This is a genomic window from Mesorhizobium australicum WSM2073, from assembly GCF_000230995.2.
Lineage (GTDB): Bacteria > Pseudomonadota > Alphaproteobacteria > Rhizobiales > Rhizobiaceae > Mesorhizobium > Mesorhizobium australicum.
In genome coordinates this window covers 1,469,212-1,482,123 of sequence record NC_019973.1, presented here as the reverse complement: position 1 = coordinate 1,482,123, position 12,912 = coordinate 1,469,212, and the positions used below count along the sequence as shown (strand labels likewise).

The following is a 12,912-nucleotide window of genomic DNA, read 5'->3' as shown; positions in this document are numbered from 1 at the left end:
CCCACCGTGAGCATGGTTGTCCGCCCCGACGAACCAGTCAAGCATGACTTGGTTCGCAGGAGCGGAAAACGCCGGAAACCATTCCGGCGTGCTGGCTCAGGCGGAGGGCTGCTTGGTCTTCCTGAGATAAGGCAGGATGGTCTCGTAGGCGCCGAAGCGCTTGATCGCATCCTCGTTGGAAACGGCGGCGGTGATGATGACGTCCTCACCTTGTTTCCAGTTCGCCGGCGTCGCCACTTGATGCTTGGCGGTGAGTTGCATGGAATCGACCGCCCGCAGAATCTCGTCGAAGTTGCGCCCCGTGGTCATCGGATAGGTCAGCACCAGCTTGATCTTCTTGTCCGGCCCGATGACGTAGACCGAGCGCACGGTGGCGTTGTCGGCGGGTGTGCGGCCTTCCGAGGTTTCGCCGGCGCCGCCTGGCAGCATGTCATAAAGCTTGGCGACCTTGAGGTCCTTGTCGCCGATCAGCGGATAATGCACCGAATGGCCGGTCGCCGTCTTGATGTCGTCCTGCCATTTGCCATGGCTTTCGACCGGGTCGACCGAAATGCCGATGATCTTGACGTTGCGCTTCTTGAACTCGCCCTCGAGCCCGGCCATCGTGCCAAGCTCGGTCGTGCAGACCGGCGTGAAATTCTTCGGATGGCTGAACAGGATCGCCCAGCCGTCGCCGATCCAGTCATGGAATTTGATGGCTCCCTGCGTGGTCTCGGCGGTGAAGTCCGGCGCGATATCGTTGATACGAAGACTCATGACCTATCCCTACCCCTTGTGAATGTGGCCGGTATCTTCGCCGCCCGGCGCCCGGCACCTGATCGTAGCACCGCAGCGCGATTGATTAAACGCTGGAGATGACGGCCATTCACTCGATGGGCAAAAATTTTTCCCCACGCGCGGGATCAGGCCAAAAATACGTCGTGGTATCGGGCATGAGACAAGCGGCAGGAATCGGCAAAGACGCCTCAGGCCTTGTTGATTGCCAGCGTCGCCGACAAATCTTCCATGCGCTGCGCCAGGGCGCCGAGCGCGCTGGTCAGCACGCTGTCGCTCTTGTCGGCCTTGGTCAACGCCTCGTCGCGCGTCTTGCGCAAGGTCAGCACTTCGCTTTCCATGCCCTTGACGCGCTTCTGCAGCTCGGAAAGCTCGTCCATCACCATGATGCCGGCCATGACGGTCAGCCGCTGGTCGCCGATCTCGCCGAAGGAATCCTTCAGGTGCGAGACATAGCGGTCGAAACGCTCGGCGAGATCGATCAGATGCTCTTCCTGACCCTCGTCGCAGGCCATGCGGTACTGCTTGCCGTCGATTGAAACCGTGACCTGTGCCATCGGGCCAGCTCCTATCTGTCCAACACGGCGCGGATGGTTTCCATCGCGGTCACCAGCCGTCGCGACACTTCCTTGTTGGCGTCTTCCAGCCGTTCGGCGCGCGCTTCGGAATTGTCGAGTTCCTGCGCCAACCGCGAGCGGTCGGCATTCATCCGCTGTACTTCGGCCTCGGCTTCCGAATAGTCGCGTTCATGCTCGAGCTTGGCCGCGACGGCGTTTTCCAGCCCTTCGATGGCCTTGCTCAGCCTGGCGATCACTTCCTTGAGCGTGGTTTCCCCGGTCATGGCTTCGTCCTGTGCCCTGCCCATCACCGAATCGTTCGCGTTCAGAACGCGTTATCCCGGAAACATTAGGCACCGGGTGAAGGCAACGTCAATAAAGCTCTCGCGACTGTCCCCCGCTAACGCTAAAGTAGGTCCACCGCCGACATCACAAGACCGGCAAATCTGCACCCGATTTGTTGACTAAAAGCCCGCGCCTGCTATGTGTCGCGCACCCTTTTCAAGGGCTCTCCCAAGCCCCCAAACCCCCACCCTGGAGGTACCATGACGTCGCGTGAACAACATGACCGGATGGCCAATGCGATCCGTTTTCTCTCCATGGACGCCGTCGAGAAGGCGAATTCCGGCCATCCCGGCCTGCCCATGGGTTGCGCCGACATTGCCACGGTGCTGTTCACCCGCTTCCTGAAATACGATCCCAAGGCCCCGCATTGGGCCGACCGTGACCGCTTCATCCTGTCGGCGGGCCATGGTTCGATGCTGCTCTATTCGTTGCTGCACCTGACCGGCTACGAAGACATGACCATCGACCAGATCAAGCACTTCCGCCAGTTGGGCTCGAAAACCGCCGGCCATCCCGAATATGGCCACGCCACCGGCATCGAGACCACGACCGGCCCGCTCGGCCAGGGCCTCGCCAACTCGGTCGGCTTCGCGCTCGGCGAGCGCATCATGAACGCCGCCTTCGGCAACGACCTTGTCGACCACTACACCTATGTGCTGGCCGGCGACGGCTGCCTGATGGAAGGTGTTTCCCAGGAAGCCATCGCCCTTGCCGGTCACCTCAAGCTCAACAAGCTGATTGTCTTCTGGGACAACAACAACATCTCGATCGACGGTCCGGTTTCGCTCGCCGACAACACCGACCAAGTCGCGCGCTTCCAGGCCTCCGGCTGGAACGCCAGCCACATCGACGGCACCGATCCGGAAGCGATCGCCTATGCCATCGAGGCCGCCCGCCATTCCGACAAGCCGACGATGATCGCCTGCAAGACGACCATCGGCTTCGGTGCCCCGACCAAGGCCGGCACCAACAAGGCGCATGGCTCGCCGCTCGGCCCAGACGAGATCGCTGGCGCGCGCAAGTTCTTCAACTGGGACTCGCCGCCCTTCGAGATCCCGGCTGACATTCTCGATGCCTGGCGCTCCGCCGGCAAGGCCGGCGTCAAGGCGCGCACGGACTGGGAAGGCCGCCTGGCCAAGGCCGATCCAAAGCTGAAGGCCGAGTTCGAGCGCCGCACCAGTGGCAAGCTGCCGGCGAATTTCGACGCCGTCATCGCCGACTACAAGAAGAAGCTTTCAGCCGACAAGCCGAAGGTCGCGACCCGCAAATCGTCGGAAATGGCGCTGGAAGTCATCAATGGTGCGGTGCCGGAAACCATCGGCGGCTCGGCCGACCTGACCGGCTCCAACAACACCAAGACCAGCCAGACCAAGAACATCACGCCGGACGATTACGGCCAGCGCTATGTCCATTACGGCATCCGCGAACACGGCATGGCTGCCGCGATCAATGGCCTGACGCTGCATGGCGGCGTCATTGCCTATGGCGGCACCTTCCTGTGCTTCTCCGACTATGCCCGCCCCTCGATGCGGCTTGCCTCGCTGATGGGTATCCGCTCGATCTTCGTCATGACCCATGATTCCATCGGTCTGGGCGAAGACGGGCCGACCCACCAGCCGGTCGAGCACATGGCCGCCCTGCGCGCCATTCCCAACCACAATGTGTTCCGTCCGGCCGACGCGGTGGAAACCGCCGAATGCTGGCAGATCGCGCTCGAATCCGAAAAGACGCCGTCGACCCTGGCGCTGACCCGCCAGAACCTGCCGACGGTGCGCACCGAGTTCACCGAAAAGAACCTGAGCAGCCAGGGGGCCTATGAGCTCGCCGCCGCCAGCGGCGACGCCGCCGTGACGATCTTCGCCACCGGTTCCGAGGTCGAGATCGCGCTTGGCGCACGCGACCTTCTGGAAAAACATGGCCATCCGACCCGTGTCGTCTCGGTGCCTTGCTTCGAACTGTTCGACAAGCAGACCGACGCCTATCGCAAGAAGACGATCGGCGACGCACCGATCAAGATGGCGATCGAGGCCGGCATCCGCCAGGGCTGGGATCATCTCATCGGCTCGGACGGCATCTTCATCGGCATGACCGGCTTCGGTGCGAGCGGTACGATCGAACAGCTTTATCCGCATTTCGGCATCACCGCCGAGGCGGCCGCCAAGGCGGCGGAAGCCCGCCTGCACGGCAGATGAGGCCCGGGCATGTCGCCCAAAAGTGTGTCGCGGTCTTGAGATAACGACATGCACGAAACAAAATACCCGGCGAGATCGCGTGAAAAGCGGTTTTGCCAGGCTGGCCCAACCTAATCGATTTAAATCCAGCCCGTTGCGGCTGGATTCTTTGCCCGTCCGCCGCTATGAAGCTGCGGATCAATCGTCTGCCCTCCAGCTCCCCGGGAGAGAAAAATGACTGTCAGAGTTGCCATCAACGGATTTGGCCGCATCGGCCGCAACATCCTGCGCGCCATCCATGAGTCCGGCCGCAAGGATATCGATGTCGTCGCCGTTAACGATCTCGGTCCGGTCGAGACCAACGCCCACCTGCTGCGCTTTGACAGCGTGCACGGCCGCTTTCCGCATGAAGTGTCGGTCGACGGCGACCAGATCAGCGTCGGCAAGGAGAAGTTCAAGGTCACCGCGATCAAGGATCCGACGCAGCTGCCGTGGAAGGAACTCGGCATCGACATCGCGCTCGAATGCACCGGCATCTTCACCGCCCGCGACAAGGCCGCCGCGCACCTGACCGCCGGCGCCAAGCGCGTGCTGGTCTCGGCGCCCGCCGACGGCGCTGACTTGACCGTCGTCTACGGCATCAACCACGACAAGCTGACCAAGGACCACATCGTCATCTCGAATGCGTCCTGCACCACCAACTGCCTGGCGCCGCTGGCGGCCGTCCTGCATGAGACCGTCGGCATCGAAAAGGGAATGATGACGACGATCCATTCCTACACGGGCGACCAGCCGACGCTGGACACCATGCACAAGGATCTCTACCGCGCCCGCGCCGCCGCCCTGTCGCAGATCCCGACCTCGACCGGCGCCGCCAAGGCGATCGGCCTCGTCCTGCCCGACCTCAAGGGCAAGCTCGACGGCATCTCGATCCGCGTGCCGACGCCGAACGTCTCGGTCGTCGACTTCAAGTTCATCGCCAAGCGCTCGACGACGGTGCAGGAAATCAACGAGGCGGTCATCGCCGCCTCCAACGGCAAGCTGAAGGGCATCCTCGGCGTCACCCATCACCCGAACGTGTCGATCGACTTCAACCACGATCCGCGTTCCTCGATCATGGCGCTCGACCAGACCAAGGTGATGGACGGCAACTTCGTTTCGGTGCTGTCCTGGTACGACAATGAATGGGGCTTTTCCAACCGCATGGGCGACACCGCCGTGGCTTTCGGCAAGACCATCGCCTGAAGATCGATCTTCCCGACACTCGAAACGCCCGGCCTAGTCCGGGCGTTTTCATTTGCCGGAGCAGCAACGCGAAAATCGGCGGCGCCGGGCAAAAAACCACCCTCCCGCCTTGCACTGGTCACGCCTTCGCCCCACTCTGCCGCGAAGCCAGGAGACAGAGGAATTCGAGGGGCAAATCACGGATGGAGCATGCGATCTATCTCGTTACGCTGGTCGGCACGGCGCTTGTTGTCGCCGCGGCGTTTTCGAGCCTGATCGCCTTTCGCTTCGGCGCCCCGCTCCTGCTCCTGTTTCTGTGCATCGGGCTCGCCACCGGGACCGACGGGCTCGGCATCCAGTTCGACAATGCCCGCATCGCTTATTTTGCCGGCTCACTGGCGCTAGCCGTCATCCTGTTCGATTCCGGTTTCGGCACGCCACTCAACGCCCTGCGGCAGGCGGCAGGACCAGCCCTGTCGCTGGCGACCTTCGGCGTCCTTCTCACCACTGGCCTGTTCGGCGCCGCCGCCTACTACCTGCTCGACCTCAGCTGGCTGGAATCCTTCCTGCTCGGCGCAGCCGTCGCCTCGACCGACGCGGCGGCGGTGTTCTTCCTGCTGCGCGCCGGCGAAATCAATCTGCGCGAGCGCGTGCGCTCCACGCTCGAGGTGGAATCGGGCACCAATGATCCGATCGCCATCTTCCTGACCATCACGCTGGTCGAGATCATCGCCGCCCACGCCAACCCCGAAGCCAATGTCCTGGTCACCAATCTGATCCTCGGCTTCCTCATCAACATGGGCCTTGGCGCTATCGTCGGCGTGCTCGGCGGCCTCGCCATCGTGCGTCTTGTCGATCGGCTCAACCTCGACCATGGCCTGCTGCCGATCTTCGTGCTGACGCTGTCCTTGATGGTCTTTGCCGCCGCCGGAGCCATCGGCGGCTCCGGCTTCCTGGCGGTCTATATCGCCGGGCTCATCGCCGGCAATTCCGACATCCGCGCTGTCACCATCCTCAAGCGCTTCCAGGACGGCATGTCGTGGCTGGCGCAGATCATCATGTTCCTCATCCTCGGCCTGTTCGCGACGCCCTCGCAGTTCCCGGCGATCATGGTGCCTGCGATAGCGCTTGGCCTGTTCCTGATGTTCGTCGCCCGTCCTGTCGCGGTCTGGCTCTGCCTGGTCCCGTTCCGCCTGCCGCGTCCCGAAGTCGCCTTCGTCTCCTGGGTCGGCCTGCGCGGCGCCGTGTCCATCCTGCTCGCCATCACACCGCTGCTCGGCGGGCTGGAAAACGGCCGCACCATCTTCAACGCCGCCTTCATCATCGTTCTGGTGTCCCTGGTCATACAGGGCTGGACCGTCGGCCCGCTGGCGCGGCGCCTCGGCCTGATCGTGCCGGCCCGGCTCGGACCGCTGGACAAGGTCGAACTGGAACTGCCCGGCTCCGCGCATCACGAACTCCTTGCCTATCGTGTGGCGCCGGGCAGTCCGGTGGCGCGCGGCGAACGCATCCCGCGATGGGCGCGGCCCTCGCTGGTGCTGCGTGACGGCCGCTCGATGCGTTTCCAGGACATGGGCCGGCTCGCCGCCGGCGATCAAGTCTACATCTTCGTGCCCGATCGCTATCCCCGCCTGCTCGACAAGCTGTTCGCCAGCCGCGCCGTCGTCGACCCGGAGGATGCCGATTTCTTCGGCGCCTTCGCCGTCGATCCGGCACGGTCCGCCGCCGAACTGGAAGCAGCCTATGCGCCCGGTCTCAGCGAGGCCGAGCAGAAACAGACCGTCGGTGCGCTGATCACGGCGCGGCTCGGCGGCCATGCCGAATATGCGGACCGCGTGCTGCTTGGTCCGATCGAGCTGATTGTGCGCGACGTCGACGACAAGGGCAAAATCACCGGGCTCGGCCTGTCCTTCGAGCCGACCGCGCCGGTGGCGCGCGTGCCTGTCTTCCTGAGCGCCGGCGAGATCGGCGACCGTCTCGCCGCCTTTATCCGCAGCTGGCGCAAGCCGGCTGAGGCGCGGGGGGCCACACAGGCGGATGACACCCCTGAGCCCCCGGTCGAGAAAGCGTCGGCCGAAAGCTGACGCGGGCGACCGTTCGCCCCTGACATAGGCCGGGCGGTCTTCACGGACTATGTCCCCGTCCGCCTCAAAATTTCGCACCCGGCCCCAGCCAAGCCTTGCATCGTCATTGATGCGAGGTATGGTCCCGGCGATTTCAGACGAAAGGGAACCGGCATGGCTGTCTTCAAGACACTGGACGATATCGGCAACATCAGCGGCAAGCGCGTGCTGGTGCGCGTCGACCTCAACGTTCCCGTCGCTGAGGGCAAGGTCACCGACGCCACCCGCATCGAACGCATCGCGCCGACCATCGCCGAATTGTCCGGCAAGGGCGCCAAGGTCATCCTGCTCGCCCATTTCGGTCGGCCCAAGGATGGTCCCTCGCCTGAATTCTCGCTGGAGCCGATCGCCAGGGCGACGGCTGAGGTGCTCGGCCGTCCCGTTGGATTCGCCTCCGACTGCATCGGCGACACGGCAGGCAGCGCTGTCGCCGCAATGGACAAGGGCGACGTGCTGCTCCTGGAAAACACCCGCTTCTACAAGGCCGAAGAGAAGAACGATCCCGCTTTTACCGAACGGCTCGCCGCCAATGGCGACATCTTCGTCAACGATGCCTTTTCCGCCGCCCACCGCGCCCATTCGTCGACTGAAGGGCTGGCGCACCTCTTGCCCTCCTTCGCCGGCCGCACCATGCAGGCCGAACTCGAGGCGCTGGAGAAGGGCCTGGGCAACCCGGTCCGTCCGGTCGTTGCCATCGTCGGCGGCGCCAAGGTCTCGACGAAGATCGACCTGTTGATGAACCTGGTGAAGAAGGTTGATGCGCTGGTCATCGGCGGCGGCATGGCCAACACCTTCCTCGCCGCGCGCGGCACCGATGTCGGCAAGTCGCTGTGCGAGCACGACCTGGCTCCGACCGCCAAGCAGATCATGATCGAAGCGGCGGAGGCCGGCTGCGCCATCATCCTGCCGGTCGACGGCGTCGTCGCCAAGGAATTCAAGGCGGGTGCGGCCTGCGAGACCATCGCCATCTCCGACGTGCCGGCCGATGGCATGATCCTCGATGTCGGCGCCAAGACCGTGACGACGATCGGCGAGTGGATCGACCGCGCCGCGACGCTGGTCTGGAACGGACCGCTCGGCGCCTTCGAGATCGAGCCGTTCGATCACGCCACGGTGGCGGCGGCCAAGCATGCGGCGGCGCGCACAAAGGCGGGCAAGCTGGTTTCGGTCGCCGGCGGCGGCGATACCGTGGCTGCATTGAACCACGCCGGTGTCGCCGACGACTTCACCTATGTCTCGACCGCCGGCGGCGCCTTCCTGGAATGGATGGAAGGCAAGCCATTGCCCGGCGTGGACGTGCTGAAGCGCTGAGGGCACGACGGCTCACCGGCAATTCGATCAACTCGAAGGGAGCTGGCGGCAGCGCCGGCCACTTTCGCTCGATTCGAGCTTTCCGGCGTCATTCCTTTGGCGGTAGTGTCCTGCTGGCCGATACCAACCGGTTAGGAGAAGCATAATGAGCGAACGTCTCGAAGACATTGCCGCCGCGATTGTGGCCAACGGCAAGGGCCTGCTGGCCGCCGATGAAAGCTCCGGCACGATCAAGAAGCGCTTCGACGTCATCGGCGTCGAATCTACCCCCGACAGCCGCCGCGACTACCGCGAGATGATGTTCCGCGCCAAGGACGCGATGGCCAAATACATTTCCGGCGTCATCCTCTATGACGAGACCATTCGCCAGAAGGCCGCCGACGGCACGCCGCTGGTCGACATCATCAAGGCGGCGGGCGCAATTCCAGGCATCAAGGTCGATGCCGGCGCCAAGCCGCTGGCCGGCTTTCCCGGCGACACCATTACCGAAGGCCTCGACGGCTTGCGCGAGCGGCTTGCCGACTATTACAAGCTCGGCGCCCGCTTCGCCAAATGGCGCGCGGTGATCGACATCGACACCGGCAAGGGCGTGCCTTCGGTCAATTCGATCAACTCGAACACCCATGCGCTTGCCCGCTATGCCGCACTTTGCCAGGAGGCCGGCATCGTGCCGATCGTCGAGCCCGAAGTGCTGATGGACGGCGCTCACGACATCGACACTTGTTTTGAGGTCTCCAAGGCGACGCTGATAAAACTCTATGACGAGCTCCACGCTGCCGGTGTTGTCCTCGAAGGCACGATCCTGAAGCCCAACATGGTGCTTTCTGGCAAGAAGTCGGGCACGGTGGACAGTCCTGAGCAAGTCGCGGAGAAGACGATAAAGCTGTTCCGCGAGACGGTGCCGGCCGCGGTGCCGGGCATTGCCTTCCTCTCCGGCGGCCAGGATGACGAGGAAGCGACCGCCAACCTCAATGCCATCAACGCCATCGGCCCGCATCCGTGGAAGCTGACCTTCTCCTATGGCCGCGCGCTGCAGGCCGCCCCGCAGAAGGCATGGAGCGGCAAGGCCTCGAACATCGCCGCCGGCCAGGCCGCCTTCACCCACCGCGCCCACATGAACCACCTGGCGGCACTTGGGAAATGGAAGGCGAGCCTGGAACAGGCTGCCTGAAGCCCCTGCTATCCGTCCCTTCGAACCCGGGCAGACGTGCCCGGGTTTTGTTTGGCGCACCGGCCTTGGGTCAAGGCATTCGAATTCTTATTTTCTCTGAGCATTCCTGACAGCGGCGATGTCGGGGCGAGCCCATCCCGTACGTCCTTGGGGTGCAGACAGGGAGAAGTTCATGCATCGCAACAAGGTCGTTTCGCGCGAAGAATGGTTCGAGGCTCATAAGGCACATCTGGCCCGCGAGAAGGAACTGACGCGGCTTCGCGAGCGCGTCGCGGCCGAGCGGCGCGAACTCCCCTGGTTGAAAATTCGCAAGGACTACGTCTTCGAGACCGAAAGGGGGCCGAAGAAACTTGCCGATCTGTTTGGCGCCAACAGCCAGCTGATCGTCTACCATTTCATGTTCGGGCCGGGCTGCGTCAATCATTGCGAAGGCTGCTCCTTTCTTGCCGATCATATCGACGGTGCCAACCAGCACCTCATGCACCACGACGTATCGCTGGTAGTGATCTCGCGCGCGCCGCTGGACGAGCTTGTAGCCTACAGGCAGCGCATGGGCTGGAAGTTCGACTGGGTGTCGTCCTATGCGTCGGATTTCAACTTCGACATGCAGGTCTCCTTCACCGACAGGCAGATCGCGGCTGGCGACACCACCTACAACTTCGAGACCCGACCCCGGACATCGAAGGAGCTTCCGGGCGCCAGCGTTTTCTACAGGGACGAGAACGGCGATATCTTCCTGACCTTCGTTTCGCGTGCCCGTGGCGGCGAACAACTGATCGGCGCCTACCACTATCTGGACCTGACGCCGAAGGGCCGGGGTGAGACCGGCCTCTACCGCAACCTGATGGATTGGGTGCGGCTGCATGACGAATATGCAGGCGAGCCGCAAGCGGAGCACGATTGCCACGATGGCTGACCAGCAAAAGTGCGGAGCGCCTTCGGAATTGCGTAAAACAAAGGGGTAGAGCGTTCGAGGCGATCCTGTTTTCGCCGGAGATGCTCGTTCACCTCTCTCGCGACATGCGTTAGATGCTGGTCGCAAACCAGTTCAATGGACCAGCGATGCGACGCTTTCCGACCTTCCTCACCTGGCTCGCCTTCCCGATCTATGTCTGGCAGGGCTTGGGTGTCCGCCGCCGCACCTCGCGCATGCTGCCGGCGCGGGGACCGGTCATGCACGAGATCTCGGGCCAGGCTCCGGCGATCTCGCTGTTGGTGCTGGGCGATTCCTCCGCCGCCTCGGTCGGCATCGGCAATTCCGAAAACGGGCTTGCCGCGCAGCTTGCCGTCATGATTGCACAGCGCACCGGCGGCGCTGTGCGCTGGCGTGCCGCCGGCTTCAATTCGGCGACATCTGGTCAGATCCGCGACCATGTCCTGCCCAATCTGTCGGCTGATCCGTGGACGCATATCGTGCTCGCCATCGGCACCAACGACACCAAGAATTTTCATTCCGTGCCGCGCTTCAAGAAGGAGTTCGGCGGCCTCCTCTACGCGCTGCGCGCCAAATGGCCGGAGGCGCGCGTGGTATGGTCGCCGGTGCTGGAGTTCACGCGTGCGCCAGCCATGCCATCGCTGCTCGGCAAGATCCTCGAGATCCGCGCCACCGCGATGAACCGGATGGGCGAACGCCTCTGCCTGGAGCGCGGCGCGGTGCCGGCGCCGCGCCTGCCGATCACCAACCCCGAGGCCGGTTTTGCTTCCGACGGGTTTCATGCCTCGGAGGCCGGCTACCGGGCCTGGGCGGAACATCTCGTCGGCCCAGTGCTTGCCGGCTGAAGAGCGACCGCAGCTGTCCCCAGGCCTATGTCAAGTGCCCGAGCACGGCCGCCAGTGAGATCGCCGCCATGGCGAGCAATGCCAATTTCCAGAAATCGCCGCGGCGCCTGAGCCCCGGCCAGCCGAGCGGCTTGATGAGCTGGATGACCATGAACCCGACGATGACAAGGGCGAGGAGTTTCGTCATGCTGCCTTTGACCAGCAACGCTTGCGCCTGTCAAAGCGGTTCGTTCGGTCTCCGGGAAAGAAAAGGCGCCGCGAACCCGAACTGGAACGCGACGCACGCCTTGACCGCGCAGCAATCTACTTCAGCGGCTTGAGGCCAGCCTCGATCGATGCGCGTTTTGCCTCCAGGAACGGCGGCAGGGCAAGGCTTTCGCCCAGCGTCTCCAGCGGCTCGTCGGCGGTGAACCCTGGCCCGTCGGTGGCAATCTCGAACAGGATGCCGTTCGGCTCACGGAAATAGAGCGAGCGGAAGTAGTAGCGCTCGACCTCGCCGCTTGACGGCAGCCGGAATTCCGCCAGGCGCGCCGTCCACTGATGCAGCGTCTCCTCGTCCGGCGCCCTGAAGGCGACATGGTGAACCGCACCGGCGCCTTGCCTTGCGGGTGCCAGCCCGGGCTGCACGGCCACATGAAGCTCCGCCGCCGGCCCGCCCGCGCCCATTTCGAAAACGTGGACCTGGCCCTCGCCATCAGGCGAGGCATAGTCGCGGACCTTGCGCATGTTCATCACCCTGGCCAGCACCGCCTCGGTGTTGGTGATGTCGGGAACACTGATAACGATCGGCCCCAGTCCGCGGATCTGATGCTCGGCCGGCACCGGGCTTTGCGCCCAGGGATGGCTGCCGCCCTTGCCGCCATCGCTGACGAGCCGCAGGCGCTGGCCTTCGGGGTCCTCGAAATCCAGTGACTTGTAGCCGCCGATATCGGCAATCTCTCCTGTCACGATGCCCTCGCTGGCAAGGTGCTGCTTCCACCAGCCAAGGCTCTCCTGGCTGCCGACCCTGAGGCTGGTCCGCGCGATGCTGTGTGTGCCGCGCCGTTCGCGGCCGATCGGCCAGTCGAAGAAGGTGAGGTCGGTACCCGGCGTTGCCTCGGCGTCGGCGTAAAAGAGATGGTAGGCCGAGGTATCGTCCTGGTTCACTGTCTTCTTGACCAGCCGCAGCCCCAGCAGCCTCGTGTAGAAGTGAAGATTGCCGGGCGCATTGGCGGTGATGGCGGTCAGGTGGTGAATTCCTGTCAGTTGCAAGCTCATGGTGGTCTCCCTGTTTTTGGGGAAGAATTTTCTCCTTTCATATCAGAACTCCGGTCACTTCGCTGAAGGCCGCCTATCCCGACAGTCCGTCGCCAAGCTATGAACAATACTGCCTCGATTAGCCCTGCCTTAGTGAACAATCCGCGCTCGCGTGACCCGTCACGACAAGAACGGAACAGTCGCCACACGACCTGCCATCC

12 protein-coding genes are annotated in these 12,912 nt (G+C 63.6%); 7 read left to right on the top strand and 5 right to left on the bottom strand.

The genetic code is table 11. The features are described 5' to 3' along the window. Window positions 1–96: 96 nt before the first annotated feature. The 3 genes from MESAU_RS07080 to MESAU_RS07070 form a co-directional block, all read right to left on the bottom strand. Window positions 97–756 carry a peroxiredoxin gene (locus MESAU_RS07080; protein WP_015315373.1) on the bottom strand — a complete coding sequence of 220 codons (660 nt, stop codon included), beginning with the start codon at window positions 754–756 and terminating at the stop codon, window positions 97–99. 209 nt (window positions 757–965) lie between these two features. Further along, window positions 966–1,331 (bottom strand): cell division protein ZapA, encoded by a 366-nt coding sequence (locus MESAU_RS07075; protein WP_015315372.1) that lies wholly within the window; start codon window positions 1,329–1,331, stop codon window positions 966–968. Window positions 1,332–1,342: 11 nt separating this feature from the next. Beyond that, complete coding sequence (locus tag MESAU_RS07070) at window positions 1,343–1,615, bottom strand: DUF4164 domain-containing protein (protein ID WP_015315371.1); 273 nt, start codon at window positions 1,613–1,615, stop codon at window positions 1,343–1,345. A gap of 261 nt (window positions 1,616–1,876) precedes the next feature. Here MESAU_RS07070 and tkt point away from each other — a divergent pair, with 261 nt between their 5' ends. The 7 genes from tkt (at window position 1,877) to MESAU_RS07035 (ending at window position 11,455) form a co-directional block, all read left to right on the top strand. Continuing rightward, a complete protein-coding gene (gene tkt, locus MESAU_RS07065; RefSeq protein WP_015315370.1) occupies window positions 1,877–3,868 on the top strand; it encodes a transketolase in 1,992 nt (663 codons plus the stop codon). A gap of 213 nt (window positions 3,869–4,081) precedes the next feature. Further along, on the top strand, window positions 4,082–5,092 hold the full coding sequence (gene gap, locus MESAU_RS07060) for a type I glyceraldehyde-3-phosphate dehydrogenase (RefSeq protein ID WP_015315369.1): 1,011 nt from the start codon (window positions 4,082–4,084) through the stop codon (window positions 5,090–5,092). 182 nt (window positions 5,093–5,274) lie between these two features. Beyond that, entirely contained in the window at window positions 5,275–7,155 is a 1,881-nt protein-coding gene (locus MESAU_RS07055) for a potassium/proton antiporter (protein ID WP_015315368.1), read from the top strand. A 153-nt stretch (window positions 7,156–7,308) separates the two neighbouring features. Continuing rightward, entirely contained in the window at window positions 7,309–8,505 is a 1,197-nt protein-coding gene (locus MESAU_RS07050; protein WP_015315367.1) for a phosphoglycerate kinase, read from the top strand. Window positions 8,506–8,650: 145 nt separating this feature from the next. Beyond that, window positions 8,651–9,676, top strand: a complete 1,026-nt coding sequence (locus MESAU_RS07045) for a class I fructose-bisphosphate aldolase (protein ID WP_015315366.1) — start codon at window positions 8,651–8,653, stop codon at window positions 9,674–9,676. A 172-nt stretch (window positions 9,677–9,848) separates the two neighbouring features. Beyond that, complete coding sequence (locus tag MESAU_RS07040) at window positions 9,849–10,592, top strand: DUF899 domain-containing protein (protein WP_015315365.1); 744 nt, start codon at window positions 9,849–9,851, stop codon at window positions 10,590–10,592. Window positions 10,593–10,738: 146 nt separating this feature from the next. Continuing rightward, window positions 10,739–11,455, top strand: a complete 717-nt coding sequence (locus tag MESAU_RS07035) for an SGNH/GDSL hydrolase family protein (protein WP_015315364.1) — start codon at window positions 10,739–10,741, stop codon at window positions 11,453–11,455. Between the two features lie 25 nt (window positions 11,456–11,480). On the opposite strand, the gene MESAU_RS07030 is transcribed toward MESAU_RS07035, so the two are convergent. Beyond that, window positions 11,481–11,642, bottom strand: coding sequence for a hypothetical protein (locus tag MESAU_RS07030; protein WP_015315363.1), 162 nt, complete (start codon window positions 11,640–11,642; stop codon window positions 11,481–11,483). Window positions 11,643–11,758: 116 nt separating this feature from the next. Beyond that, window positions 11,759–12,712 carry a ring-cleaving dioxygenase gene (locus MESAU_RS07025; protein WP_015315362.1) on the bottom strand — a complete coding sequence of 318 codons (954 nt, stop codon included), beginning with the start codon at window positions 12,710–12,712 and terminating at the stop codon, window positions 11,759–11,761. Window positions 12,713–12,912: the final 200 nt, after the last annotated feature.